Annotated in this window: 27 protein-coding genes, 1 tRNA gene, 1 rRNA gene and 1 other annotated feature; of the genes, 15 read left to right on the forward strand and 14 right to left on the reverse strand. The window is 50.9% G+C overall.

Annotation, left to right across the window (positions count from 1 at the left end):
• Positions 1-331: 331 nt before the first annotated feature.
• Positions 332-814, reverse strand: a complete 483-nt coding sequence (smpB, locus tag WHR59_RS05860; protein ID WP_043017973.1) for an SsrA-binding protein SmpB — start codon at positions 812-814, stop codon at positions 332-334.
• Positions 815-968: 154 nt separating this feature from the next.
• On the opposite strand from smpB, the gene ratA reads away from it, so the two are divergent.
• Both ratA and WHR59_RS05870 read left to right on the forward strand, forming a co-directional pair.
• Entirely contained in the window at positions 969-1,412 is a 444-nt protein-coding gene (gene ratA / locus WHR59_RS05865) for a type II toxin-antitoxin system toxin RatA (RefSeq protein ID WP_003031213.1), read from the forward strand.
• The gene (locus WHR59_RS05870) at positions 1,396-1,692 is read left to right on the forward strand and encodes an RnfH family protein (RefSeq protein ID WP_200008525.1); all 297 of its coding nucleotides are present in this window, start codon (positions 1,396-1,398) and stop codon (positions 1,690-1,692) included. The genes ratA and WHR59_RS05870 overlap by 17 nt, the downstream gene beginning before the upstream one ends.
• A gap of 49 nt (positions 1,693-1,741) precedes the next feature.
• On the opposite strand, the gene bamE is transcribed toward WHR59_RS05870, so the two are convergent.
• The 3 genes from bamE to nadK all read right to left on the reverse strand — a co-directional run bounded on the left by bamE (position 1,742) and on the right by nadK (position 4,861).
• Positions 1,742-2,086, reverse strand: a complete 345-nt coding sequence (bamE, locus tag WHR59_RS05875; protein ID WP_003826401.1) for an outer membrane protein assembly factor BamE — start codon at positions 2,084-2,086, stop codon at positions 1,742-1,744.
• A gap of 149 nt (positions 2,087-2,235) precedes the next feature.
• The gene (gene recN, locus WHR59_RS05880; protein WP_043017240.1) at positions 2,236-3,897 is read right to left on the reverse strand and encodes a DNA repair protein RecN; all 1,662 of its coding nucleotides are present in this window, start codon (positions 3,895-3,897) and stop codon (positions 2,236-2,238) included.
• 85 nt (positions 3,898-3,982) lie between these two features.
• Positions 3,983-4,861, reverse strand: coding sequence for an NAD(+) kinase (nadK, locus tag WHR59_RS05885; protein ID WP_032944608.1), 879 nt, complete (start codon positions 4,859-4,861; stop codon positions 3,983-3,985).
• A gap of 123 nt (positions 4,862-4,984) precedes the next feature.
• On the opposite strand from nadK, the gene grpE reads away from it, so the two are divergent.
• On the forward strand, positions 4,985-5,578 hold the full coding sequence (gene grpE / locus WHR59_RS05890; RefSeq protein ID WP_043017972.1) for a nucleotide exchange factor GrpE: 594 nt from the start codon (positions 4,985-4,987) through the stop codon (positions 5,576-5,578).
• A gap of 50 nt (positions 5,579-5,628) precedes the next feature.
• Here the strand turns inward: grpE and WHR59_RS05895 are convergent, their stop codons facing one another.
• Both WHR59_RS05895 and WHR59_RS05900 read right to left on the reverse strand, forming a co-directional pair.
• On the reverse strand, positions 5,629-6,918 hold the full coding sequence (locus WHR59_RS05895; protein WP_008324538.1) for an HlyC/CorC family transporter: 1,290 nt from the start codon (positions 6,916-6,918) through the stop codon (positions 5,629-5,631).
• 18 nt (positions 6,919-6,936) lie between these two features.
• A complete protein-coding gene (locus WHR59_RS05900; protein ID WP_043017239.1) occupies positions 6,937-7,728 on the reverse strand; it encodes a cytochrome C assembly family protein in 792 nt (263 codons plus the stop codon).
• A 165-nt stretch (positions 7,729-7,893) separates the two neighbouring features.
• Between WHR59_RS05900 and ffh the strand changes: the two genes are divergently transcribed.
• The 5 genes from ffh (at position 7,894) to rplS (ending at position 11,523) form a co-directional block, all read left to right on the forward strand.
• A complete protein-coding gene (gene ffh / locus WHR59_RS05905) occupies positions 7,894-9,255 on the forward strand; it encodes a signal recognition particle protein (protein WP_003031226.1) in 1,362 nt (453 codons plus the stop codon).
• A 253-nt stretch (positions 9,256-9,508) separates the two neighbouring features.
• Positions 9,509-9,757 (forward strand): 30S ribosomal protein S16, encoded by a 249-nt coding sequence (rpsP, locus tag WHR59_RS05910; RefSeq protein WP_003031228.1) that lies wholly within the window; start codon positions 9,509-9,511, stop codon positions 9,755-9,757.
• A gap of 18 nt (positions 9,758-9,775) precedes the next feature.
• The gene (rimM, locus tag WHR59_RS05915; protein ID WP_003031230.1) at positions 9,776-10,324 is read left to right on the forward strand and encodes a ribosome maturation factor RimM; all 549 of its coding nucleotides are present in this window, start codon (positions 9,776-9,778) and stop codon (positions 10,322-10,324) included.
• A gap of 44 nt (positions 10,325-10,368) precedes the next feature.
• A complete protein-coding gene (trmD, locus tag WHR59_RS05920; RefSeq protein WP_003031232.1) occupies positions 10,369-11,136 on the forward strand; it encodes a tRNA (guanosine(37)-N1)-methyltransferase TrmD in 768 nt (255 codons plus the stop codon).
• Positions 11,137-11,175: 39 nt separating this feature from the next.
• Positions 11,176-11,523 carry a 50S ribosomal protein L19 gene (rplS, locus tag WHR59_RS05925; protein ID WP_002914145.1) on the forward strand — a complete coding sequence of 116 codons (348 nt, stop codon included), beginning with the start codon at positions 11,176-11,178 and terminating at the stop codon, positions 11,521-11,523.
• A 131-nt stretch (positions 11,524-11,654) separates the two neighbouring features.
• Here rplS and WHR59_RS05930 read toward each other — a convergent pair whose 3' ends face one another.
• From WHR59_RS05930 to WHR59_RS05945, 4 genes are all read right to left on the reverse strand, one after another.
• Complete coding sequence (locus WHR59_RS05930; protein WP_043017238.1) at positions 11,655-12,137, reverse strand: OmpA family protein; 483 nt, start codon at positions 12,135-12,137, stop codon at positions 11,655-11,657.
• A 12-nt stretch (positions 12,138-12,149) separates the two neighbouring features.
• Complete coding sequence (dgcN, locus tag WHR59_RS05935) at positions 12,150-13,376, reverse strand: diguanylate cyclase DgcN (protein ID WP_043017237.1); 1,227 nt, start codon at positions 13,374-13,376, stop codon at positions 12,150-12,152.
• Positions 13,369-13,887: a YfiR family protein gene (locus tag WHR59_RS05940; protein ID WP_043017236.1), complete on the reverse strand. Its 519-nt coding sequence runs from the start codon at positions 13,885-13,887 to the stop codon at positions 13,369-13,371. The genes dgcN and WHR59_RS05940 overlap by 8 nt, the downstream gene beginning before the upstream one ends.
• 158 nt (positions 13,888-14,045) lie before the next feature.
• Positions 14,046-14,420 (reverse strand): DUF2799 domain-containing protein, encoded by a 375-nt coding sequence (locus tag WHR59_RS05945; RefSeq protein ID WP_043017971.1) that lies wholly within the window; start codon positions 14,418-14,420, stop codon positions 14,046-14,048.
• Between the two features lie 215 nt (positions 14,421-14,635).
• Here WHR59_RS05945 and aroF point away from each other — a divergent pair, with 215 nt between their 5' ends.
• Positions 14,636-15,706 carry a 3-deoxy-7-phosphoheptulonate synthase AroF gene (gene aroF, locus WHR59_RS05950; RefSeq protein ID WP_016154067.1) on the forward strand — a complete coding sequence of 357 codons (1,071 nt, stop codon included), beginning with the start codon at positions 14,636-14,638 and terminating at the stop codon, positions 15,704-15,706.
• A gap of 10 nt (positions 15,707-15,716) precedes the next feature.
• Positions 15,717-16,838 carry a bifunctional chorismate mutase/prephenate dehydrogenase gene (gene tyrA, locus WHR59_RS05955; protein ID WP_003826456.1) on the forward strand — a complete coding sequence of 374 codons (1,122 nt, stop codon included), beginning with the start codon at positions 15,717-15,719 and terminating at the stop codon, positions 16,836-16,838.
• 97 nt (positions 16,839-16,935) lie between these two features.
• Here tyrA and pheA read toward each other — a convergent pair whose 3' ends face one another.
• From pheA to bamD, 4 genes are all read right to left on the reverse strand, one after another.
• A complete protein-coding gene (gene pheA / locus WHR59_RS05960) occupies positions 16,936-18,096 on the reverse strand; it encodes a bifunctional chorismate mutase/prephenate dehydratase (RefSeq protein ID WP_075145815.1) in 1,161 nt (386 codons plus the stop codon).
• 22 nt (positions 18,097-18,118) lie between these two features.
• Positions 18,119-18,244, reverse strand: a sequence feature (Phe leader region).
• Entirely contained in the window at positions 18,196-18,243 is a 48-nt protein-coding gene (pheL, locus tag WHR59_RS05965) for a pheA operon leader peptide PheL (protein ID WP_101706155.1), read from the reverse strand. (Overlaps the previous feature by 48 nt.)
• Before the next feature lie 102 nt (positions 18,245-18,346).
• Entirely contained in the window at positions 18,347-18,685 is a 339-nt protein-coding gene (raiA, locus tag WHR59_RS05970) for a ribosome-associated translation inhibitor RaiA (protein ID WP_003031244.1), read from the reverse strand.
• 269 nt (positions 18,686-18,954) lie between these two features.
• Entirely contained in the window at positions 18,955-19,692 is a 738-nt protein-coding gene (bamD, locus tag WHR59_RS05975) for an outer membrane protein assembly factor BamD (protein WP_043017234.1), read from the reverse strand.
• Between the two features lie 131 nt (positions 19,693-19,823).
• Between bamD and rluD the strand changes: the two genes are divergently transcribed.
• The 5 genes from rluD (at position 19,824) to WHR59_RS06000 (ending at position 26,376) form a co-directional block, all read left to right on the forward strand.
• Positions 19,824-20,804 (forward strand): 23S rRNA pseudouridine(1911/1915/1917) synthase RluD, encoded by a 981-nt coding sequence (gene rluD / locus WHR59_RS05980; RefSeq protein ID WP_043017233.1) that lies wholly within the window; start codon positions 19,824-19,826, stop codon positions 20,802-20,804.
• A complete protein-coding gene (gene yfiH, locus WHR59_RS05985; RefSeq protein WP_100194673.1) occupies positions 20,801-21,532 on the forward strand; it encodes a purine nucleoside phosphorylase YfiH in 732 nt (243 codons plus the stop codon). The genes rluD and yfiH overlap by 4 nt, the downstream gene beginning before the upstream one ends.
• Before the next feature lie 129 nt (positions 21,533-21,661).
• Positions 21,662-24,235: an ATP-dependent chaperone ClpB gene (gene clpB, locus WHR59_RS05990; RefSeq protein ID WP_043017231.1), complete on the forward strand. Its 2,574-nt coding sequence runs from the start codon at positions 21,662-21,664 to the stop codon at positions 24,233-24,235.
• A gap of 440 nt (positions 24,236-24,675) precedes the next feature.
• Positions 24,676-26,215 (forward strand): 16S ribosomal RNA (locus WHR59_RS05995).
• 85 nt (positions 26,216-26,300) lie between these two features.
• Positions 26,301-26,376, forward strand: a tRNA-Glu gene (locus WHR59_RS06000).
• The last annotated feature ends 115 nt before the right edge of the window (positions 26,377-26,491 follow it).

Genomic DNA, 26,491 nt, shown 5'->3' on the forward strand with positions numbered 1-26,491 from the left:
TGAAAAGGATACTTTCCAGTATGCTTTTAACGATCGCTGCTATTATAACATATTGTATTTTATGGTTTTTATTTTGGCGTGAATACGCATTAATATAATAAACACCAGTAATAATAGTGTTATTAAATAAGTAAAAATATGAGCGTAATGGTCTTGAACTTTTATTTTATTAGACTATGGACTGCTATCGTAACGTCAGGGAGGTTTATTTCATACCTGAACGATTCAGCACAAATAAACTATAAACCTGGTGAATGTATTGGGTGGGTTTCAATAACTAAAAAATAAGAACCAGCCTCAGAATGAGAGACTGGTCACCGGGAAGTTTCGTTTAGCGGCCAGCATTTTTCATAATACGCGCTTTATCTACCTGCCATTCGCGTTCTTTCACATCGGAACGCTTATCGTGCTGTTTCTTACCTTTCGCGACGCCAATTTTCACTTTGCACCAGGCGTTTTTCCAGTACAGCGAAAGCGCAACGACGGTATAACCATCACGATTCATACGACCATACAGAGAGTCGAGCTCACGCTGGTTTAACAACAGCTTACGGGTACGGGTGGGATCGCAGACCACGTGTGTTGAGGCCACCGCCATCGGCGTGAAGTTGGCGCCAAACAGGAACGCTTCGCCGTCTTTGAGAATGACATAGCTGTCGCCGATGTTAGCTTTACCCGCGCGCAGGGATTTGACTTCCCAACCTTGCAGGGCGAGTCCAGCTTCGAACTCTTCTTCAATAAAGTATTCGTGTCGTGCGCGCTTGTTCAGCGCGATTGTGGCTGAGCCAGGTTTGTGTGCTTTTTTCTTCGTCATAATGCCGCTCAGTATAGGTAATCTGGAATCGAAAAACACCCCATTTCATCCAGCGGGGCGCAAGGCGCTATCTTAGCACGAGTTAGGCTATAGCGTTTTTTTTAGCAGGTGATAAATGGTATTATTTGTGTGATTGATATTGATGGGAATTGTTATGCCTCAGATTAGCCGGACCGCTTTAGTACCTTACAGTGCGGAACAGATGTATCAGTTAGTGAATGATGTTAAATCCTATCCCCAGTTTTTGCCGGGTTGCACCGGTAGCCGCGTCCTGGAGTCGACTCCGGGACAAATGACGGCCGCTGTGGATGTCTCGAAAGCTGGGATTAGCAAAACATTCACCACGCGCAATCAACTGACCAGTAACCAGAGCATCCTGATGCATCTGGTCGATGGACCGTTCAAGAAACTGATTGGCGGCTGGAAGTTTACGCCACTGAGTCATGAAGCGTGTCGTATTGAATTTCATCTCGATTTTGAGTTTACCAATAAGTTAATCGAGCTGGCGTTTGGCCGTATCTTTAAAGAACTGGCTTCAAATATGGTGCAAGCCTTCACGGTTCGCGCGAAAGAGGTTTACAGTGTCAGCGTCGGCTAAAATTGTCGTTGAAGTGGCGTACGCGCTGCCTGAGAAACAGTATTTACAGCGCTTAACGCTGCAGCAGGGTGCAACAGTGGAAGAGGCTATCCGCGCTTCCGGGCTGCTGGAGTTACGAACCGATATCGATCTCAGTAAAAATAAAGTGGGCATTTACAGCCGTCCGGTAAAGCTTGCTGATGTTCTGCATGACGGCGATCGGGTGGAAATTTACCGGCCACTGATTGCTGATCCAAAAGAGCTGCGCAGACAGCGAGCAGAGAAATCCGCTAAAAAATAACAGACAATAAAAAAGGTGCTCATTGAGCACCTTTTTTTGATCTTCAAACCTACTTGTTGTCGGTCAGAGCGGGTTTGTTATCAATGTTGGTCAATACGCCGCTGCTGTTAAAGGTCAGCGTCAGCGTTTGCTGGGTTACGCCTTCATGTCCAGGCTGCTGACGGAACACATAAAACCAGGTGTTAGTGCCAAAAGGATCGGACATCATTGGTGTACCCAGAGCATAAGCAACCTGTTGTTGCGTCATACCCGTGCGCACTTTGGCGACATCGGTCGGTGTCAGATAATTCCCCTGGTTGATGTCAGGGCGGTAAACCACTCGCTCCAGAGTGGAACAGCCTGCAGTCAACATCAGTAGTACTGCTGCAGCAGCAGTCAGCGTTTTACAGCGCATAGTGATTTGATTCCTTTTCGGGCCCGAGCAGTACGCGGCTCATATGTAATATGCCGATGATAATAGACCTTTCACCACTTTAAAACCTTTTGCTGTCGGGTCGGTCGGCGATTTTATGTTGAACTCAGACCTTCACAAGGTAAAAAAGTTTATGCCGCCAGCAGTTCTTTTGCATTTGCGAGGGTATTGCGCGTCACTTCGCTACCGCCAAGCAGACGGGCTAATTCCTGCAGGCGAGCGCGTTTATCAAGCGGCTGCATGTGTGTTTCCGTCATCGCGCCATCCGTTTCTTTGCTGACGTAGAAGTGTTGGTGACCACAGCCAGCAACCTGCGGCAGGTGAGTCACACACATTACCTGAGTTGACTCGCCTAACTGACGCAGCATTTTGCCCACCACCGCAGCAGTTGGGCCGCTGATACCCACGTCCACTTCATCGAAAATCAGCGCCGGAGTTTCCATTTTACGTGCGGTAATGACCTGAATCGCCAGCGCAATACGCGACAGCTCCCCGCCGGAAGCCACTTTCGCAATTGGCTGTAACGGCTGACCCGGGTTAGTCGTCACTTTAAACTCAACGCGATCGGCTCCGTCTGCGCTCAGATGGTGCTCCTCAAATTTCACATCAATGCAAAAGACACCGTGCGGCATCGAGAGAGCATGCATGCTCTCTGTAATAAGTTGTCCCAGCTCCTGAGCATAATGCTGGCGCTGCTGGTGCAGCATTTTTGCCGTTTCCAGCGCCTGCAAATGGTGATTGTTCACCGCCAGGGTTAAAGTTTCGAGCGAGTCGGCCTGATCGTCCAGTTGCTGTTGTTCATCCAGCAATGACTGATAGAACTGTGGCAGCGCTTCAGGGGCAACATGATGCTTACGCGCCAGCGAGATTTGTTTGGAAATGCGCTGCTCAAGTTCGAACAAACGATTAGGGTCTAAATCCAGACGATCGCAGTAGTGGCGCAGCTCGTCACTGGCTTCGCTGAGCTGGATAGTGGCCTCTTCCAGCATATCCAGAATACCGGAAAGCTTGCCGTCCATGCCTGCCAGTTCAGTAACCAGGTGCTTTGCGGTGTACAGTTGGCTTTGCAAATTGATGTCTTCACCATCCGCCAGGATAGCCAGCGCCTGCTGGCTGGTGGTGAGCAATTGCCCGCTGTTAGCCAGACGCTTGTACTCTTCATCAATTTGCTCAAATTCGCCCGGCTGCGGGTTGAATTCGTTCAGTTCCTTTAACTGGTATTGCAACAGTTCCGCCCGGGCTGCGCGTTCCTGACTTTGTTGTTGATGATGCGCCAGGTCACGACAGCTTTGGTGCCACAACTGGTAGCGCGCAGCCATTTCTTGAGTCAGGGACGCTTCATTGGCGTAACCGTCCAGCAGGGATTTTTGGTGTTCTGATTTAGTCAGGAGCTGATGTGCATGCTGACCGTGGATTTGAATAAGTAACTGGCCCAGTTCGCGCAACTGCGACAATGGAACGGCGGTACCGTTAATAAAGCCACGAGAGCGGCCGTCGCTGCTGATAACGCGACGCAGTAGACACTCACGGCCTTCCTCAAGCTGGTTCTCTTCCAGCCAGCGCAGAGCTGCGGGGGTATCTTTTAAGGCAAAACGGGCGCAGAGGTCGGCTCGCGTGGCGCCTGCACGCACCATGTCGGCGTCTGCGCGTCCGCCCAGACATAAACCGAGAGCATCAATGGCAATAGATTTACCTGCACCGGTCTCACCGGTAATAACGGTCATTCCGTTCTGGAAATCGATCTCAAGTTCACGAACGATAGCGAAATTGCTGATGGTCAGTTGTGCCAACATAGCTGTTTTCCTGTATGAAAAACCATAACTGTAATTACATACAGTATAAACTGGTTTTTTATACAGTAAAGAGGTTAGCGTTAAATTAGAATAATTTTTTTGACCAGCCTAGTTTTGTACTTAATGTGTTGAAATAGCTGTAATCTTTTGGATGTATCAGGTTCAGATGATAATCACAGCGGCGAATCAATACGTCTTCACCTTCCTGTATAGGCAGGGCTATTTGGCTGTCACAGCTGATCTCGAGATCGTTCCGGCGATGAGAAAAACGCAGGCGTATAGTGCTGCTACTGTTGATCACCAGCGGTCGCGCGGAAAGCGTATGCGGAAACATCGGAACCAGCGTAATGGCATCCAGAGAAGGTGTCAGAATTGGGCCTCCGGCAGAGAGCGAGTAGGCGGTAGAACCAGTTGGTGTGGAGATAATCAACCCATCTGAACGTTGAGAGAAGGCAAAGATTTCATCGATATAGACTTCGAATTCAATCATGTGCGCCACTTTCCCGGGGTGCAGCACAACTTCATTGATCGCAGTGCTAATGCGCTTCTGGCAATCCTGTTGGCATACCTGGGCTTCGAGTAAAAAGCGCTTTTCGCTGATGTAGTGGCCTTCCAGCACGTCAGCTAGCTGCTGTTGGGCATTGTCTGGGTCAAGGTCGGTCAGGAAACCAAGGTTGCCGCGGTTAATGCCAATAACCTTGATGTCATAACGTGCCAGAGTGCGTGCGGCGCCCAGCATATTGCCGTCGCCGCCGACGACCACGGCGAGGTCTGCCTGCTGGCCAATCTCTGCGAGCGTACCGGTTTTCACATTTTTCAGCTGTAGCTCGTGGGCGATTTGTTGCTCAACGATAACCTCATAACCTTTGGCGCACAGCCAGCGGTAGAGCATTTCATGTGTGGTCAGTGCAGTGGGGTGACGTGGATGCCCCACAATGCCAATACACTTGAAATGTTTGTTCATTTTCTCGAGGTCCTTGTAACGAAGATTAGTGACAATGTGAGTACTTCCCTTGAATCCCTGAATCTGATCCCCATAATAAGCCAAGTTAGCGAGATGAATGCGAAAAAAAACGCGGAGAAATTCATGAGTAGTAAAGAACAGAAAACGCCTGAGGGGCAAGCCCCGGAAGAAATTATCATGGATCAGCACGAAGAAGTTGAGGCGGTTGAATCGGACGCTTCTGCTGAGCAGGTGGATCCGCGCGATGAAAAAATTGCGAATCTTGAAGCTCAGCTTGCTGAAGCCGAAACTCGCGAGCGCGACAGCGTGTTGCGTATCAAAGCGGAAATGGAAAACCTGCGTCGTCGTACCGAACTTGACGTAGAAAAAGCGCATAAGTTTGCGCTGGAAAAATTCGTCAACGAATTGCTGCCGGTGCTGGATAGTCTGGACCGTGCGCTGGAAGTGGCGGACAAAGATAATGACGCTATGGCGGCGATGGTTGAAGGAATTGAGCTGACCCGTAAGTCAATGCTGGATGTCGTGGCGAAGTTTGGCGTACAGGTGGTTGCGGATATCGATGTGCCGATGGACCCGAATGTGCACCAGGCAATTGCAATGGTCGAGTCTGACGAAGTTGCTGCCGGTAATGTGCTGATGGTAATGCAAAAAGGCTATACCCTGAACGGACGTACCATCCGCGCCGCGATGGTCTCTGTGGCGAAAGCCAAAGGCTAATCAGCCTTCAGGTCGGGTAATGCTCACGCGCTACCCGGCCTGAATTACGCTCACTGGTCCGACACGCTTTCTCGTAGCGGCTTGACCGGCAATACCTGCACCTGTTTAATCATATTGTCCTGCACGTCGAGTATATCGATATCGTACTGCCCAATACGCACACGCGTGCCGGCCACTGGGATCTCTTCCAGCGCTTCAAGAATAATACCGTTCACAGTACGAGCGTCATCTTCCGGCAGATGCCAGTTAAACGCCTTATTGATTTCACGAACGTTGGCGCTGCCGTCAATGATCACCGAGCCATCATTCTGTGGCGTTACCTCTTCGGCAAGCGTGGGTGACATTGAGGTGGTGAAATCGCCGACAATTTCTTCCAGAATATCCTCGACCGTGACCAGCCCCTGAATATCGCCATATTCATTGACGACCAATCCCACTTTCTTCTTATTTCGCTGAAACTTAATGAGCTGGGTGCTGAGCGGCGTGCCTTCCGGTACGTAATATATCTCGTCGGCGGCGCGTAACATGGTCTCTTTAGTGAACTCTTTTTTCTCGGCCATCAATCGCCAGGCTTCACGTACGCGCAGCATGCTGATGGCGTCGTCCAGCGAGTCGCGATAAAGCACAATACGGCCGTGCGGGGAGTGCGAAAGCTGACGCACGATTGACTTCCAGTCATCGTTAATATCAATGCCGATGATTTCGTTACGCGGGATCATGATGTCATCGACGCTGACTTTTTCCAGATCCAGCACTGACAGCAGCATATCCTGGTTACGGCGTGAGATTTGCGAGCGCGATTCATTCACCAGCGTTCGCAGCTCATCTTTACTCAGCGAACCGCTCACTACGATATCCGTTTTGATGCCCATCATGCGCATCAGCAGCCGCGTGATGGTGTTGAGTAGCCATACCAAGGGCATCATCAGAATTTGCAGGGGAGCCAGCAGGACGCTGCTTGGATAGGCGACTTTTTCCGGATACAGCGCGGCGATGGTCTTTGGTAATACTTCGGCAAAAACCAGTACTACAAACGTCAGTACCCCGGTGGCAATGGCGACGCCTGCATCGCCATACAGGCGCATACCGACAATGGTGCCGAGCGCGGAGGCCAGAATATTCACCAGATTATTACCGATGAGCACCAGGCTTATCAGGCGATCCGGCTTGCGAAGTAACTTTTCAACGCGTTTTGCCTGACGATTTCCCTGCTTGGCCCGATGACGTAGACGGTAGCGATTCAGGGTCATCATTCCGGTTTCAGAACCGGAAAAATAGGCGGAAATAACCACCATGATGAGAAGCGTGACAATGAGCGTGGTGGTGGAGATGTGTTCCACGTAGGGTTCCTTAAAGATTTAACTCACGAACTGCTGCAGTATACGGCTGCCGAAATAGGCCAGCGTCAGAATGACTGCGCCTGCGACGTTAAACCATACGACGCGACGTCCGCGCCAGCCTTCATGGTAATGCCCCCACAACAGAACGATATAGACAAACCATGCCACGATAGAGAGAACGGCTTTATCAATGTTCTCGGTACTGAACAGGTTATGCATGTAAAACAGGCCAGTGCACAGGGTGAGCGTCAGCAGAACCACGCCAATTTGGGTGATATGAAACATTTTCCGCTCAATACTCATCAGCGGCGGCATCTCATTGCTGAAGGCCAGTTTTTTGTTTTTCAATTGGTAATCGATCCATGCCAGCTGTAGTGCATAGAGCGCGGCGATAATCAGCGTGGCGTAAGCGAACAACGATAGCCCGATGTGAATCATCATGCCCGGCGTAGCCTCGAGATGAGTGATGAACTCGTTAGGCATAAACGTGGCGAAGGCAAGGTTTATCAGCGCAAAGGCGTAGACAATGGGCAGCAATAGCCAGCCACGATTACGGGAAGCGACGATGGTCATTACCGTACAAATCATCAGGCTAACCAGCGAGCCGACGTTCAACAGACTCAGGTTTTGTCCGCTTTCACCGCCGGGCAGAATACGCGCTTCCAGGGCGATAGCATGGCTTACCAGCGCGACGGCCGCAGAGAAAATAGCCATACGCCGCCAGCCGCTGTTTTTTTGCAGCAGAGCGGGAATAATCAGCGCGAGGCTGACTGAGTAGGCGACAAGGGCAAGCAGAGCAAAAACGGGCATATAGGTGTCGACAGTTGGCCAGTGATAAAGAAAAGCAGTATAGCGTTACGTGACCGCTGCTCCAACCGTTGCATAACAACAAAGGCGGCTTCATGTTATACTGCGACAAATTTCTGTTGATGTGTCGCTGTCGCGACCGACCGTTTCCACCCCAGGCGAGAGACAATGTTTGATAATTTAACCGATCGTTTGTCGCGCACGCTGCGCAATATCAGTGGCCGTGGACGCCTTACTGAAGACAACGTTAAAGAGACGCTGCGCGAAGTGCGCATGGCGCTGCTGGAGGCTGACGTAGCGCTGCCAGTAGTGCGTGAGTTTATCAATCGCGTAAAAGAGAAAGCGGTTGGTCATGAAGTTAACAAAAGCCTGACGCCGGGTCAGGAGTTCGTCAAGATTGTCCGTAACGAACTGGTTGCGGCAATGGGCGAAGAAAACCAGACCCTGAATCTGGCAGCGCAGCCACCAGCCGTGGTACTGATGGCGGGCCTGCAGGGTGCGGGTAAAACGACCAGCGTCGGTAAGCTGGGTAAATTCCTGCGCGAGAAGCACAAGAAGAAAGTGCTGGTGGTCTCCGCGGACGTGTATCGCCCGGCGGCGATCAAACAGCTGGAAACGCTGGCCGAGCAGGTTGGTGTCGACTTCTTTCCGTCAGATGTCGGTCAGAAGCCGGTCGATATCGTTAACGCCGCGCTGAAAGAAGCCAAACTCAAATTCTACGATGTGCTGCTGGTGGATACCGCCGGTCGTCTGCACGTTGATGAAGCGATGATGGACGAAATCAAACAGGTCCACGCTTCGATCAAGCCGGTAGAAACGCTGTTTGTGGTCGACGCGATGACCGGTCAGGATGCCGCGAATACGGCAAAAGCCTTTAACGAAGCGCTGCCGTTAACCGGTGTGGTGCTGACTAAAGTTGATGGTGATGCCCGTGGCGGTGCGGCGCTCTCTATTCGTCATATCACCGGCAAGCCGATTAAATTCCTCGGCGTCGGCGAGAAAACCGAAGCGCTGGAGCCGTTCCACCCGGACAGGATTGCTTCACGTATTCTCGGCATGGGCGACGTGCTGTCGCTGATCGAAGATATCGAAAGCAAGGTTGACCGCGCGCAGGCAGAGAAATTAGCCAGCAAGCTGAAAAAAGGCGATGGCTTCGATCTCAACGATTTCCTTGAGCAGCTCAACCAGATGAAAAACATGGGCGGCATGGCAAGCCTGATGGGCAAGCTGCCGGGCATGGGTCAGATTCCTGACAACGTGAAATCGCAGATGGACGATAAAGTGTTGGTGCGTATGGAAGCCATCATCAACTCGATGACGATGAAAGAACGCGCTAAGCCGGAAATCATCAAAGGTTCCCGTAAACGCCGTATTGCTGCTGGTTGCGGTATGCAGGTACAGGACGTAAACCGCCTTCTGAAACAGTTCGACGACATGCAGCGCATGATGAAGAAAATGAAGAAAGGCGGAATGGCGAAGATGATGCGTGGTATGAAGGGGATGATGCCACCAGGCTTCCCCGGTAGATAAATATATCGGGCTACCTTATTTGCCATTTTGACGCCGGAGTGTGCTCGAAATGCTCACGTACTGTGTGTACGCTCCGCTTTCTGCGCGCGCGCCGACGCCAAACTGGCTGCAACGGTAACGCCCTGGTATAAAGCTTCATCACATGTTGATTGCTTTTTTCCCAGAAATCAGTAAAATTTTCGGGCTTTTAATATGACACCCGGGCTCCGTTCCTCGATGGGGCCTGGGTGTTTTATTCACACAAGAGGATGTTATGGTTACTATTCGTTTAGCTCGTCACGGCGCTAAAAAGCGTCCGTTCTACCAGGTTGTTGTTACCGACAGCCGTAATGCACGCAACGGTCGCTTCATCGAGCGCGTTGGCTTCTTTAACCCAATCGCTAGCGAAAAAGAAGAAGGCACTCGCCTGGATCTGGATCGCATCGCTCACTGGGTTGGCCAGGGCGCGACTATTTCTGATCGCGTAGCTACGCTGATCAAAGCAGCAAACAAAGCAGCTTAATCTGTCACGGTGGTCATGATGAGCAAGCAACTCGCCGCACAGGCTCCTGTAGAACCCATCGTTTTGGGGAAAATGGGGTCTTCTTACGGTATCCGTGGTTGGCTCAGAGTGTTTTCTTCCACTGAAGACGCCGAAAGCATTTTTGACTATCAGCCCTGGTTTATCCAGAAGGCGGGTCAGTGGCAGCAAGTACAGCTGGAAAGCTGGAAGCACCACAATCAGGATCTGATCATCAAGCTGAAAGGCGTTGACGATCGTGATTCGGCGAATCTACTGACTAATTGCGAAATTGTCGTGGATTCCTCGCAGTTGCCAGCGCTGGAAGATGGTTCCTATTACTGGAAAGACCTTATGGGCTGCCAGGTAGTGACCACTGAAGGCTACGATCTCGGTAAAGTTGTCGATATGATGGAAACCGGTTCGAATGACGTCATCGTCATCAAGGCAAACCTGAAAGATGCGTTTGGTATCAAGGAACGTCTTGTACCGTTCCTCGATGGGCAGGTTATCAAGAAAGTCGATCTCGCTACTCGTACTATCGAAGTAGATTGGGATCCTGGTTTTTAAACCACCGGATAAACGGTAAAAGTCGGCGTTATGGGGATTGGCTTGTGTTTATAGGTATCGTTAGCCTGTTTCCAGAAATGTTCCGCGCAATTACCGATTACGGGGTAACTGGCCGGGCAGTAAAAAATGGCCTGCTGAACATCCAGAGCTGGAGTCCTCGTGACTTTACTCATGACCGGCACCGTACCGTGGACGATCGTCCTTACGGCGGCGGACCGGGGATGTTAATGATGGTGCAACCTTTACGGGACGCCATTCATGCAGCAAAAGCTGCGGCTGGTGAAGGCGCAAAGGTGATTTATCTGTCACCTCAGGGACGCAAGCTTGATCAAGCGGGCGTTAGCGAACTGGCCACGAATCAAAAGCTGATTCTGGTATGTGGTCGCTATGAAGGAATAGATGAGCGCGTGATTCAAACCGAAATTGACGAAGAATGGTCAATCGGCGATTACGTACTCAGCGGTGGTGAGTTACCGGCAATGACGCTGATCGACTCCGTTTCCCGGTTTATTCCGGGAGTTCTGGGTCATGAGGCTTCGGCAATCGAAGATTCGTTTGCTGATGGGTTGCTGGATTGCCCGCACTATACCCGACCTGAAGTGTTAGAGCAGATGGAAGTACCGGCGGTGTTACTGTCGGGGAACCACGCTGAGATACGTCGCTGGCGTTTGAAGCAGTCGCTGGGCCGGACCTGGCTTAGAAGACCTGAACTTCTGGAAAACCTGGCTCTGACTGAAGAGCAAGCAAGGTTGCTGGCGGAGTTCAAAAAGGAACACGCGCAACAGCAACATAAACATGATGGGCAGGCGTAAGCCCCCGATATCAGTTTACCCAGGATAAGAGATTAAATTATGAGCAACATTATTAAGCAACTTGAACAAGAACAGATGAAGCAGGACGTACCTTCCTTCCGTCCGGGTGATACCGTGGAAGTGAAAGTATGGGTTGTTGAAGGTTCCAAAAAACGTCTGCAGGCATTCGAGGGCGTGGTTATCGCTATTCGTAACCGCGGTCTGCACTCTGCATTCACTGTTCGTAAAATTTCCAACGGCGAAGGCGTTGAGCGTGTCTTCCAGACTCACTCTCCGGTAGTTGACAGCATTGCTGTTAAACGTCGTGGTGCTGTTCGTAAAGCTAAACTGTACTACCTGCGTGAGCGCACTGGTAAGTCTGCTCGTATCAAAGAGCGTCTTAACTAAGATTCGCGCAAGCGACATCCTGTTAGAAAAGGGCTGGCCGAAAGGCTGGCCCTTTTTTTATCCCGACATTTACTCTTTTGTTCTTTATGGCAATGGAATGACTGCGCGGTGCGAAGCCAGTTGGGGAGTGATTATGGTGTCGCGATCACGACCGCAACGCGGCGGTTTTCAGCACGACCTTTTGAGGTCTGGTTACTGGCGATCGGGTATTTCTTCCCGAGGCCCTGGGTTGTCAGGTTGGTGCGGGGGATGTTGGCGCCCTTTGCCCAGGCATCGGCAACCACATTCGCGCGTTTGAGCGACAGCGCTTCGTTGTAGCTGTCTTCGCCGTAGTTATCGGTATGACCATCCAGGCGCGCATGGTTAAGCCCGGTAGCAGCCAGTTTGGATGCCATTTCCTGGATCTGCTTTTCGCTTTCAGGACGGAGCTTATAGTCGTTTTTGTCAAACAGAATGTTGTCAGACAGGCCAAGAGACCAGTCTCCGGAAGCTTCGGTAAATCCGTATGATTTCATGGCTGCAATTTGCTCTGGGGTAAATTTTCCCTGAGGTGCCTGACAGCCCGCCAAAATCAGTAAAAGCAGAAGAAGCGGCGACAATAGACGTTTTAGCATGTGTGTAATTCCTTATTTTTTAATAATGCGTTCAGCACGCAAATTTTTGGCCTGATACATATTTTGATCGGCAAGTTCTTGTAATTTCTCGGCAGAGGCGTGTTCCCACGTCAGCGCAAAACCAATGCTGAGTGTCATGCTTGCCAGATGACCATTATGCAGGTCAAAAGGTCGGTTAAACTCTTGTGACAGTGCCGCGCAGATCCGCTGAACTTCGTATTCAGAGTGAACGCTGTACAGCACCATAGCGAACTCATCGCCGCCAAGCCTGTATGGGTGATGTCGAGTTCCACCAAACTCGGACAGCCTTTTTGCCACTTCAATCAGGACCCGATCCCCCGCTGCGTGGCCCCAGGTATCATTTATAAATTTAAAATTATCACCATCAAGAAATAACAATGCGGAACTGCTGTGCGCGGCATCGTCATTCATCAGGGCGTTAATACTGCTGCGAAATGCGGCGCGATTCGCCAGGCCCGTCAAAGGATCGTGTAGAGCGGTACGCAAAAGCTGGGCGTTTTTTGCCTGCAGTCGCAGCTGCCACTCTTCCATCTCGTCCAGCAGACTATTAAAGTCCTGGGCAAAAAGATGAAACTCTTCAATGCGCTCTTCTGAAACGCGTCGTGAAAAATTACGGTTGGTACGAACATCATGTACCACCTCGGTGATATTTTGCAGAGCTTCCACGACGCCATTATGTAAATAGCGAGTGAGCATTAATGCAATGCCAGATGCTAACAGAATGCACCCGGTAAGAACGGCCAGTGACAAATAAATGAAATGACTGATAACGCTATCGCGCGCAGTCAATCGTACTTCGCCGATGACGTTGCCATTATGCAAGATCGGCTGAGTAACCGGTTGTGGGAACAGCCAGTGGCTGATCATACCGCTGATTTTTTCGGTCGTATCCTGCGCGTTATAGCGCCAGGTGGCGATTACCTTCTGGTTTTTATTACGTACTTCTGCAACGGAAAATTGCCCCTGTTGGCCCAGCGCCGCCAGCGTTTCAGTTGCCGCGACACCATCAGAAAAGACGAGCGCTGCTTCAAGCGTGCGGGTCATGGTTGCTGCGGTCAGATCCAGGTTCTTTTGCGCATACTGCCTCAGTGCCAGCACGGAAGATATGCTGAGCAGCAGCCAGATCAGCGTCATGGTTACCAGAACGCTGATTATGCTGATACGCCGCAATGTCCGCTTAAACGTCGGGCGTGTTATGGGAGAATGGTCCTTATCCATGCTTATTATTCCGTGCAAGCATCAATACGTCTGGACTGACCCTTACGCCGCTGCGTGAAAGGGAATCCATATTTACGGAAAATCTCACATCTTCATCTTTAATTATGAGGCAAAAAGCGCTGCCAATAATGCATTCGGGATTCTGTTCAGCAATTAATAGCAATGCCTTAGACGGATATTTATTCTTTAATTCCACCTGATAAGTAGGGGATTCTTTTCCAAAATAAAAACCGTCACACTGCGAAACTAATATTTCTTGTTCCGTACGAATGATGACGGGAAGATAGGGTAATGCACCAGCACTGGTATCTTTCAGAACACTGGAAAAACGCGATGAAGAGAAAATACACAGTTTGGGGGGCCCGGACAGTGCGGGCCAACGTGTATAACTGACGATGCCGGAAACCATAGCGCGTACAGATTTCGCTTCTTCCGTAACGCTTTGGGCGTACAGCGGTAATCCGGTCAGGAGCAGTGCCAGTAGAAGTATGAGTCGGTAAGAATAGCTCATGAATAGTTACCTACCAGCGTTTGCCGTAAAACGTCGAAATACATTCAAGATTGTTTAGGACAAAATAACATTATTTTCCTAAGCCGTCATTATGCCAGGGATAAAGCAACAGATGATTTAAGTAAAATCTTAGTGATTAATAAAATATAACCTATTGTTTAGTTTAATCTTATTGAGGCAGCACCTTCGGTTGCCCCTTTTTGCCAGGCGCTGTGTAACTGGTCAACATTTTCGACCGTATCACAACTTGCGGGAAAGGTTTTCCCGGTCAAACCCCTGGCATAAACAAAATCCTGCTGGCAGGTTTTACGTTGTCCCTCGGCGTAACCCTTAAGATATTTCGTACGATCGACTTCAGGGTCATTGTAGTTGTCGGCAAGAGTTTCATTATCTTTAACGGCATACCCCGAAATGGCATCTTGTATCCCGGCATCGTACCAGTCGGTACCCGTCCAGGTTGGGGCGTGGGTATAGGGATCTATCTGGCATCCGCTAATAAATAATAGAAATAAGGTGCTGATGAATTGCTTCATTGCCTGTACTCCTTCGTTTTTGTAAGCATAGCGGATCTGAATATTGGTTGGTGTAAATTTAAGTGTACATTCATGATGGCTGATTTTGGCTTTAAATTGCATGTTGTAAATTAAAATTTACGGATTGTGGATTGAAATCTTTACCCATTATGTTATCGTTATCTCCTCCTCGCTGAGGATCAACTATCGCAAACGAGCTAAACAGGATCACCATCATGCAAAAAGACGCGCTGAACAACGTACATATTACCGACGAACAGGTTCTGATGACTCCGGAGCAGCTGAAAGCTGAATTCCCGTTGAGCCAGGCGCAAGAAGCGCAAATCTCCCAGTCGCGTAAAACCATTTCAGATATTATCTCCGGTCGCGATCCGCGTCTGTTGGTGGTATGTGGCCCGTGCTCCATTCACGATCCTGAAATGGCTATTGAGTACGCTCGTCGATTTAAAGCCCTTGCCGCAGAGGTCAGCGATAGCCTCTACCTGGTGATGCGCGTCTATTTTGAAAAACCCCGTACCACCGTCGGCTGGAAAGGGTTAATTAACGATCCTCATATGGATGGCTCTTTTGATGTTGAAGCAGGCCTGAAAATTGCGCGTCAGCTGCTGCTTGAACTGGTGAATATGGGACTACCGCTGGCAACTGAAGCGCTTGATCCAAATAGCCCGCAATACCTGGGCGATCTGTTTAGCTGGTCCGCAATCGGTGCCCGAACCACGGAATCGCAGACCCACCGCGAAATGGCTTCCGGTCTTTCGATGCCGGTTGGCTTTAAGAACGGTACCGACGGTAGCCTGGCGACCGCTATTAACGCCATGCGTGCGGCGGCACAGTCACACCGCTTTGTTGGTATTAACCAGGCCGGGCAGGTTGCGCTGCTGCAAACTCAGGGAAATCCAGACGGTCACGTGATCCTGCGCGGGGGTAAAGCGCCGAACTACAGCCCGGCAGATGTCGCCCAGTGCGAAAAAGAGATGGAGCAGGCGGGACTACGACCTTCTCTGATGGTAGATTGCAGTCATGGTAATTCCAATAAAGATTACCGCCGTCAGCCTGCCGTGGCTGAATCCGTGATTGCACAAATCAAAGATGGCAATCGCTCGATCATTGGGTTGATGATTGAAAGTAATATTCACGAAGGCAACCAGTCCTCTGAACAGCCGCGCAGCGAAATGAAATACGGCGTGTCCGTAACCGATGCCTGCATTAGCTGGGAAATGACGGATGCGCTACTGCGTGAAATTAGCCAGGATTTAAACGGCCAGCTGTCGGCGCGTGTAGCATAAGAGGTTGGTTATGGTTGCTGAATTGACCGCATTACGCGATCAAATTGATGAAGTCGACAAGGCGCTGCTGGATTTACTGGCACGCCGCCTGGAGCTGGTTGCCGAAGTCGGTGAAGTAAAAAGCCGCTTTGGACTGCCAATCTACGTGCCGGAACGGGAAGCCTCTATGCTGGCCTCCCGCCGGGCGGAAGCGGAAGCACTTGGCGTGCCGCCGGACCTGATTGAAGATGTGCTGCGCCGTGTTATGCGCGAATCTTATTCCAGTGAGAACGATAAAGGGTTTAAAACGCTCTGTCCTTCTCTGCGACCGGTGGTGATTGTCGGCGGCGGCGGTCAGATGGGGCGTCTGTTTGAAAAAATGCTCACCCTGTCAGGTTATCAGGTACGGATCCTGGAACAGCAGGACTGGGATCGCGCGCCGGAGATTGTCTCTGATGCCGGCATGGTGATCGTCAGTGTGCCGATCCACGTCACCGAGCAGGTGATCGCCAAATTACCGCGTCTGCCGTCCGACTGTATTCTGGTGGATCTGGCTTCGGTGAAAAACGGTCCTTTGCAGGCGATGCTGGCGGCCCACGACGGCCCGGTGGTGGGATTACACCCAATGTTTGGTCCGGACAGCGGCAGTCTGGCCAAGCAGGTCGTTGTCTGGTGTGACGGACGCCAGCCGGAAGCTTATCAGTGGTTTCTGGAACAGATTCAGGTGTGGGGGGCGCGTCTGCATCGGATCAGCGCCGTTGAACATGACCAGAATATGGCGTTTATTCAGGCATTGCGTCACTTTGCGACCTTTGCTTATGGTCTGCATTTAGCGGAAGAGAATGTTCAGCTTGAGCAGTTGCTGGCGCTATCTTCTCCGATTTACCGCCTTGAGCTGGCGATGGTCGGACGTTTGTTTGCCCAGGATCCGCAGCTTTATGCCGATATCATTATGTCGTCTGAGAGCAACCTTGCGCTGATCAAACGCTACTACCAACGTTTTGGCGAGGCGATCGGTTTACTGGAGCAGGGCGATAAGCAAGCGTTTATCGACAGCTTCCGTAAGGTGGAGCATTGGTTCGGCGATTATGCGAAACGCTTCCAGAGTGAAAGCCGTACTTTGTTGCGCCAGGCGAATGACAGTCGTCCTTAAGTAAGATATCGGATGGCGGCTTCGCCTTATCTGGCCTACAAAAGTCGCATGAATTGTAGGCCAGATAAGCGTAGCGCCATCCGGAAAATTAAGATTGTCAGCTCGGATCCACTGGCACCACGTTCTCGCTCGGATAGCAGCCCAGTACTTTCATCGAACGCGTAATCTCACCCAACTCCTTCAACGCTTTTTGCATCTGCGGGGATTCCAGGTTGGCCTGGATATCAAGATAAAACATCTCTTCCCACGGATTGCCGTGAATTGGGCGTGACTCCAGTTTAGTCATAATCAGATTATGGTTACGCAGTACCAGCAGCGCTTCAACCAGCGCACCGGCTTGTTGTCCTGTCGCCATCAGCAGCGTTGTTTTCGCCGGAACCTGGTCGGAAACATTGATTGCTTTGCGCGCCAGTACCACGAAGCGGGTGATGTTTTGCGTCTGGTTAGCTTCAATGTGTTCAAGCACCTGCAAACCATACAGTACGCCTCCGGCTTCGCTCCCCAGCGCCGCCACGCGGGGTGAGTTAGCCTGCGCAACTTTTTCCATCGCCGCAGAGGTGCTTTCGGTGTACTCAATCTTCCAGTGTGGGTAACGACCGAGGAACTTACTGCACTGCTGGAACGGCTGCGGATGGCTATATACCGTTTCAATGGTCTCGAGATCCGTCGTGCCAGACACCAGGACACAGTGGTCTATCGTAATGGTCATTTCGCCAACGATAGACAGGCTGGTGTGCTGTAGCAGGTCGTAAACGTCGTTAATCCCACCGGAACTGGTGTTTTCAATCGGAACCACTGCGTAGTCAGCTTGTCCGGTTTCAACCTGATTAAAGATATCGGCAAATTTCGCGCAGCCGCTTTCAATAAATTGCTCAAAATGACGGGCAGCATACTGACGTGCGGCGAGATGGGAATATGACCCTTTTGGTCCTAGGAAAGCTACGCGCGCCGAGTGCGGGTTAATTTTGTTCAGATGCTGCTGCAGCAGTGCCTGTTGAGTCAGGACGGAGTCTTCGATGATGAGCTGGAACAGGCGAGTAATGTAGTGAGCATCGAGATGATGTGCTTTGCCAAGCTGAATGAGTCGGTCCAACAGATCACGTTCACGGTCGATATCACGAACCGGACGATGAGAAAGCAGTTTAGCTTTGCCAACTTCTACGGCCAGTCCACGTCGCTCAGCCAGCAGGGCCAGTAATTTTTCATCCAGCGTGCTGATCTTATCGCGCAGCGCCAGCAATGGGTTTTCCGATGTCATAGTGTTGCCTTTCTTGTTATCAATAAAAAAGGCCCCCCGTTGTGGGAGGCCTTATTGTTCGTCTTCGCATTCTTTATCACACGACGAAACGCCTCCCATTCAGGGGAAGGTAAAAAAGAATGCGAAGAAGAACGGGATAAGTTTCATGTAATTTTCCTTTGGCTACGTCAGTAAAGTACCCGTACTGTTTTCACCCTGTCAACAAAAAACGCGCCCGAAGGCGCGTTGGCGATACACTCAATGTAAGGGACTACTCTTCTTCTGCTTCGACGAAGTTGGCGTCTTTGACTGAAGTTGTGGCACGACGGGCTTCGCCTTTGTGCTGCACTTTATTGAGCTGCCGTTCCAGCTTGTTGATCAAATCGTTAATTGCGGTGTACATATCCTCGTGTTTTGCGCTGGCGACCAGATGTCCGTTCGGTGTATTGATGGTGGCATCAGCAATGAAACCCTGTGGCTCCTTAGACAGAATGATATGTGGATTAATCAGATGAGTTTGCCATTTTTCTAGTTTGGCGAGACGGTCTGCGACATGCTGGCGAATTGCCGGAGTAATTTCCATTTGTTTACTGGTAATGTTCATTGTCATAAATTTTACCTCTTGTCTTTCCCGTCTTGGTGATTCCAGCATACCGTTCCTAATGTCAAAATGTGTGATCTAAATCACATTATTTTGTCGCTTTTTGTCAAGAAAACCTTTTTGTGAGGCATAGCAGGAACAAGCGATTTTTTACTTGAGGAATACCTGAAAGCAGGCCATATTTGATGAGATGCGTCGAAGCTAAACCGCTTCAGTGATGACGTTAATGGATAAAAAAACGGCAGCCGTTGGGCTGCCGTTTTGCATTCTGAGGTAAATCAGGTGTTGCTGCTGTTGGCGGCAATAATTTTTGCTACTTTTTCTGCCTGCGCATTCATCTGCATCTGGCGATAAGCGTTTTCCATCAACGGCAGAGCATTACGTGTTGCCTGAGTATCAGGGAAGTCACGCAGCATGCCTTCCACACGGTTTACCACGGCAACCCATGCACCGCGGGCAGTGTAATATTCCGCAACGGAATATTCATACTTAGCCAGACGATCTTTCAGGAACACCAGACGTTTAGTGGCGTCAGTGGTGTACTGGCTGTTCGGATAGCCACGTACCAGCTTGGAAAAGTCATTAAACGCAGCTCGGGCATGTTGCGGATCGCGATCGCTGCGATCAACACCAAAGAATCCTTGCAGTGCGCTATCATCCAACGCCATATTGGTCAGGCCACGCATATACATGACATAATCAATGTTAGGGTGTGTCGGGTTAAGACGGATAAAACGATCGATGGCAGCCTGAGCAAGTGGCAGATCGGCGTTTTTGTAGTAGGCGTAGATGAGATCTAATTGCACCTGCTGAGAATACGGTCCAAATGGATAACGGTTATCCAACGCTTCCAATTGCGTTATTGCCTGTTTCCAGTTACCGTCCTGCAGCTTTTGCTGAGCAGTCGCGTAGATTTCATTTGGCGGATTATCGGGCACCTCTTCCTTTGAACCAGAGCAACCCGCCAAAAACAGGCTCAACGTGGCTGCTGCCACCAGATATTTCATGCGCGTCATGACGTTTTGACTTTCCTCAAAATGTTTTACGGGAGATTCTCTGTTCCTGCTCCCGGTTAAGACCAGCTACAATAGCACACTATATTAAACGGCAAAGCCGTAAAACCCAACGTTAAACGAAGAAGCAGTTTATGGCACAACGAGTAGAACTCACCGCAACAGTCTCCGAAAATCAGCTCGGTCAACGCTTAGATCAGGCTTTGGCCGAATTGTTCCCTGATTATTCGCGATCGCGCATAAAAGAATGGATCCTCGACCAGCGCGTACTGGTAAATGGCAATCTTTGCGATAAACCGAAAGAAAAAGTGTTGGGCGGAGAGCGCGTCTCCATCAATGCAGAAATTGATGAAGAGGTTCGTTTTGAGCCTCAGGATATCCCACTGGATATCGTTTATGAAGATGACGATATTCTTGTCATCAACAAACCCCGTGACCTCGTAGTGCATCCGGGCGCCGGGAATCCTGATGGTACGGTATTGAATGCGTTGCTGCATTACTATCCGCCAATCGCGGATGTTCCTCGTGCGGGTATCGTACATCGCCTGGATAAAGACACGACCGGATTAATGGTGGTGGCAAAGACCGTTCCGGCGCAAACACGTCTGGTGGAGTCGCTGCAGCTGCGTGAAATCACTCGTGAGTACGAAGCCGTGGCGATTGGTCACATGACGGCAGGCGGAACCGTTGAGGAACCGATTAGCCGTCACCCGACCAAACGTACGCACATGGCGGTGCATCCAATGGGTAAACCGGCGGTGACGCACTATCGCATTATGGAACACTTCCGTGTGCACACGCGTCTGCGGTTGCGTCTGGAAACCGGACGTACGCACCAGATCCGCGTGCATATGGCGCATATCACCCATCCGCTGGTAGGCGATCAGGTCTACGGCGGCCGTCCGCGTCCACCGAAAGGCGCTTCAGACGAATTTATCTCCGTGCTGCGTAAATTTGACCGCCAGGCGCTGCACGCGACTATGCTGCGCCTGTATCACCCAATTTCCGGTATCGAAATGGAATGGCACGCGCCTATACCACAAGATATGGTGCAATTGATTGCAGTGATGCGCGCTGATTTCGAAGAACATAAGGATGATATTGCCTGGCTATGAGTAAGCTAATTGTCCCGCAGTGGCCGATACCGCAAGGTGTTGCGGCGTGTAGTTCTACCCGTATTGGCGGTGTCAGTATGCCGCCTTACGATTCGCTGAATCTGGGCGCCCATTGCGGCGATAACCCGGAGCATGTTGAAGAGAACCGCAAACGACTGTTTGCTGCGGGCAATCTGCCGTCAAAGTCTGTCTGGCTGGAGCAGGTCCACGGTAAGGATGTACTGAAACTGACCGGCGGGCCTTACGCCTCCAAACGTGCTGATGCTTCATACAGCAACACGCCGGGCACCGTTTGTGCGGTGATGACGGCCGATTGTCTGCCGGTGCTGTTTTGTAATCGCGCGGGAACGGAAGTCGCGGCGGCACATGCGGGTTGGCGCGGATTATGCGCCGGCGTACTGGAAGAGACGGTAGCGTGTTTTGCCGATAAACCTGAAAACATTATTGCCTGGTTAGGCCCGGCGATTGGCCCGAACGCGTTTGAAGTGGGGCCAGAAGTTCGCGCAGCGTTCATGGCGAAAGATCCGCAAGCGGACCTTGCATTTGTACCGCATGGCGACAAATACCTGGCGAATATTTATCAGCTTGCGCGCCAGCGGCTGGCAAATGTCGGCGTAGAGAACGTCCACGGCGGCGACCGCTGCACCTTCAGCGAAAGTGAGACGTTCTTCTCTTATCGTCGCGACAATACCACGGGTCGTATGGCAAGTTTTATTTGGCTGATATAACCTAAAGAATCAAGACGATCCGGTACGCGTAATTTTCTTTTCACATAATTCAGGTCATTCACCTTGAATAATTGAGGGATGACCTCATTTAATCTCCAGTAGCAATTTTGGCCTGTTATGGGAGGAGTTATGCGTCTGGATCGTCTTACTAATAAATTCCAGCTTGCTCTTGCCGATGCCCAGTCACTCGCATTGGGGCACGACAATCAATTCATCGAACCACTTCATCTAATGAGCGCCTTGCTGAATCAGGAAGGGGGATCGGTACGTCCTTTATTAACGTCTGCCGGCATTAATGCTGGCCAGTTACGTACAGCCATTGACCAGGCGTTGAGCCGGTTGCCGCAGGTAGAAGGTACCGGCGGTGACGTTCAGCCTTCTCAGGATCTGGTGCGTGTACTGAATCTTTGCGACAAGCTGGCGCAAAAACGTGGGGACAACTTTATTTCGTCAGAACTGTTCGTTCTGGCGGCGCTTGAGTCACGCGGTACGCTGACCGACTTATTAAAATCAGCAGGTGCTTCGACCGCCAATATCACTCAGGCAATTGAACAAATGCGTGGAGGTGAAAGCGTGAATGACCAGGGGGCTGAAGACCAACGTCAGGCCTTGAAAAAATATACCGTCGATCTGACCGAACGTGCCGAACAGGGCAAACTCGATCCGGTAATCGGGCGTGATGAAGAAATTCGCCGCACCATTCAGGTGCTGCAACGTCGTACTAAAAATAACCCGGTGTTAATCGGGGAACCCGGTGTCGGTAAAACCGCCATCGTGGAAGGTCTGGCCCAACGTATCATCAATGGTGAAGTGCCGGAAGGCTTAAAAGGTCGCCGCGTGCTGGCGTTGGATATGGGCGCGCTGGTGGCTGGGGCTAAATATCGTGGTGAGTTTGAAGAACGCTTAAAAGGTGTGCTGAACGATCTCTCGAAACAGGAAGGCAATGTCATTCTGTTTATTGATGAGCTGCATACCATGGTAGGTGCAGGTAAAGCCGATGGCGCCATGGACGCCGGGAACATGCTGAAACCGGCGCTGGCGCGTGGGGAACTGCACTGCGTAGGCGCAACAACGCTTGATGAATATCGCCAGTACATCGAAAAAGATGCGGCGCTGGAACGTCGTTTCCAGAAAGTGTTTGTGGCTGAGCCAAGCGTTGAAGATACCATCGCGATTCTGCGCGGCCTGAAAGAGCGTTATGAGCTGCACCACCATGTGCAGATTACTGACCCGGCGATTGTTGCGGCAGCAACGCTGTCTCACCGCTATATTGCCGATCGTCAGTTGCCGGATAAAGCTATCGACCTTATTGATGAGGCGGCATCCAGCATTCGTATGCAGATTGACTCCAAGCCGGAGGAACTCGACAGGCTCGACCGCCGTATTATCCAGCTCAAACTGGAACAGCAGGCATTAATGAAAGAGTCTGATGAGGCGAGTAAAAAACGTCTCGATATGCTCAATGAAGAGCTGGACGACAAAGAGCGCCAGTATTCTGAGTTGGAAGAAGAGTGGAAAGCTGAAAAAGCATCCCTCTCGGGAACGCAAACTATCAAGGCTGAGCTGGAGCAGGCAAAAATTGCCATCGAACAGGCGCGTCGCGTCGGCGACCTGGCGCGGATGTCTGAATTGCAGTACGGCAAAATTCCTGAACTGGAAAAACAGCTGGAAGCAGCCACCCAGTCTGAAGGCAAAACCATGCGTCTGCTGCGTAACAAAGTCACGGACGCAGAAATTGCGGAAGTGCTGGCGCGCTGGACCGGGATCCCGGTTGCTCGCATGCTGGAAGGCGAACGGGAAAAACTGTTGCGTATGGAGCAGGAGCTGCATAGCCGCGTGATTGGCCAGAATGAAGCGGTGGAAGCCGTTTCTAACGCCATCCGTCGTAGCCGCGCGGGCTTGTCCGATCCGAATCGTCCGATTGGCTCATTCCTGTTCCTTGGCCCAACCGGTGTCGGTAAAACTGAGCTGTGCAAAGCGCTGGCAAACTTTATGTTCGACAGTGATGATGCAATGGTGCGTATCGATATGTCCGAGTTTATGGAGAAACACTCGGTGTCTCGTCTGGTTGGCGCGCCTCCGGGATATGTCGGTTATGAAGAGGGGGGTTACCTGACGGAAGCGGTACGTCGTCGTCCTTACTCTGTCATCCTGCTGGATGAAGTGGAGAAAGCGCACCCGGATGTATTCAACATTCTGTTGCAGGTGCTTGACGATGGTCGTCTGACTGACGGACAGGGGAGAACGGTCGATTTCCGTAATACGGTTGTCATCATGACCTCGAACCTGGGGTCGGATCTGATTCAGGAACGCTTTGGTGAGCTGGATTACGGCCACATGAAGGATATGGTGCTGGGCGTCGTGAGCCATAACTTCCGCCCGGAATTCATCAACCGTATAGATGAGGTTGTTGTATTCCATCCGTTGGGTGAGCAGCACATTGCTTCTATTGCTCAGATCCAACTGCAGCGTCTGTACAAACGTCTGGAAGAGCGTGGCTATGAAATCCATATCTCTGACGAGGCGCTTAAGCTGCTGAGTGCGAATGGTTACGATCCGGTGTATGGCGCACGTCCATTAAAACGCGCTATCCAACAACAGATCGAAAACCCTCTGGCGCAGCAAATCCTGTCTGGTGAGCTGATTCCAGGCAAAACGATTCGCCTGGAAGTGAATGACGATCGTATTGTGGCAGTGCAGTAAGTCACAAAACGACAATAAACGAGCCCTACGGGGCTCGTTTTTGTTTAAAAACCAGGCGAAAATTGAACCATTGGTTGAAAAGTAATCGCTTGATAAGTTTTTTGTATTTTTAACTTGTCAGCCTGAAATAACTCCCTATAATGCGCCTCCACTGACACGGAACAACGGGCTACAAGCCGCCGGGTCAGCGGGGTTACACTAAGAACTCCGGCGAAGGAAGCGAAATTAAATGCTTGACTTCGTAGCGGGATGGCGTATTATGCACACCCCGCGCCGCTGAGAAAAGGCGAAGCGGCACTGCTCTTTAACAATTTATCAGACAATCTGTGTGGGCACTCGAAGATACGGATTCTTAACGTCGCAAGACGAAAAATGAATACCAAGTCTCTGAGTGAACATACGTAATTCATTACGAAGTTTAATTCACGAGCATCAAACTTAAATTGAAGAGTTTGATCATGGCTCAGATTGAACGCTGGCGGCAGGCCTAACACATGCAAGTCGAACGGTAGCACAGAGAGCTTGCTCTCGGGTGACGAGTGGCGGACGGGTGAGTAATGTCTGGGAAACTGCCCGATGGAGGGGGATAACTACTGGAAACGGTAGCTAATACCGCATAACGTCGCAAGACCAAAGAGGGGGACCTTCGGGCCTCTTGCCATCGGATGTGCCCAGATGGGATTAGCTAGTAGGTGGGGTAACGGCTCACCTAGGCGACGATCCCTAGCTGGTCTGAGAGGATGACCAGCCACACTGGAACTGAGACACGGTCCAGACTCCTACGGGAGGCAGCAGTGGGGAATATTGCACAATGGGCGCAAGCCTGATGCAGCCATGCCGCGTGTATGAAGAAGGCCTTCGGGTTGTAAAGTACTTTCAGCGAGGAGGAAGGCATTAAGGTTAATAACCTTGGTGATTGACGTTACTCGCAGAAGAAGCACCGGCTAACTCCGTGCCAGCAGCCGCGGTAATACGGAGGGTGCAAGCGTTAATCGGAATTACTGGGCGTAAAGCGCACGCAGGCGGTCTGTCAAGTCGGATGTGAAATCCCCGGGCTCAACCTGGGAACTGCATCCGAAACTGGCAGGCTAGAGTCTTGTAGAGGGGGGTAGAATTCCAGGTGTAGCGGTGAAATGCGTAGAGATCTGGAGGAATACCGGTGGCGAAGGCGGCCCCCTGGACAAAGACTGACGCTCAGGTGCGAAAGCGTGGGGAGCAAACAGGATTAGATACCCTGGTAGTCCACGCCGTAAACGATGTCGACTTGGAGGTTGTGCCCTTGAGGCGTGGCTTCCGGAGCTAACGCGTTAAGTCGACCGCCTGGGGAGTACGGCCGCAAGGTTAAAACTCAAATGAATTGACGGGGGCCCGCACAAGCGGTGGAGCATGTGGTTTAATTCGATGCAACGCGAAGAACCTTACCTACTCTTGACATCCAGAGAACTTAGCAGAGATGCTTTGGTGCCTTCGGGAACTCTGAGACAGGTGCTGCATGGCTGTCGTCAGCTCGTGTTGTGAAATGTTGGGTTAAGTCCCGCAACGAGCGCAACCCTTATCCTTTGTTGCCAGCGGTTAGGCCGGGAACTCAAAGGAGACTGCCAGTGATAAACTGGAGGAAGGTGGGGATGACGTCAAGTCATCATGGCCCTTACGAGTAGGGCTACACACGTGCTACAATGGCATATACAAAGAGAAGCGACCTCGCGAGAGCAAGCGGACCTCATAAAGTATGTCGTAGTCCGGATTGGAGTCTGCAACTCGACTCCATGAAGTCGGAATCGCTAGTAATCGTGGATCAGAATGCCACGGTGAATACGTTCCCGGGCCTTGTACACACCGCCCGTCACACCATGGGAGTGGGTTGCAAAAGAAGTAGGTAGCTTAACCTTCGGGAGGGCGCTTACCACTTTGTGATTCATGACTGGGGTGAAGTCGTAACAAGGTAACCGTAGGGGAACCTGCGGTTGGATCACCTCCTTACCTTAAAGAAACGTTCTTTGTAGTGCTCACACAGATTGTCTGATGAAAAGTAAATAGCAAGGCGTCTTGCGATTGAGACTTCAGTGTCCCCTTCGTCTAGAGGCCCAGGACACCGCCCTTTCACGGCGGTAACAGGGGTTCGAATCCCCTAGGGGACGCCACTTGCTGGTATGTGTGAGTGAAAGTCGCCGACCTTAATATCTCAAAACTGACTTCCGAGTCATGTTTGAGATATTTGCTCTTTAAAAATCTGGATCAAGCTGAAAATTGAAACGA

The organism is Citrobacter europaeus, from assembly GCF_037482245.1.
Taxonomy (GTDB): domain Bacteria; phylum Pseudomonadota; class Gammaproteobacteria; order Enterobacterales; family Enterobacteriaceae; genus Citrobacter; species Citrobacter europaeus.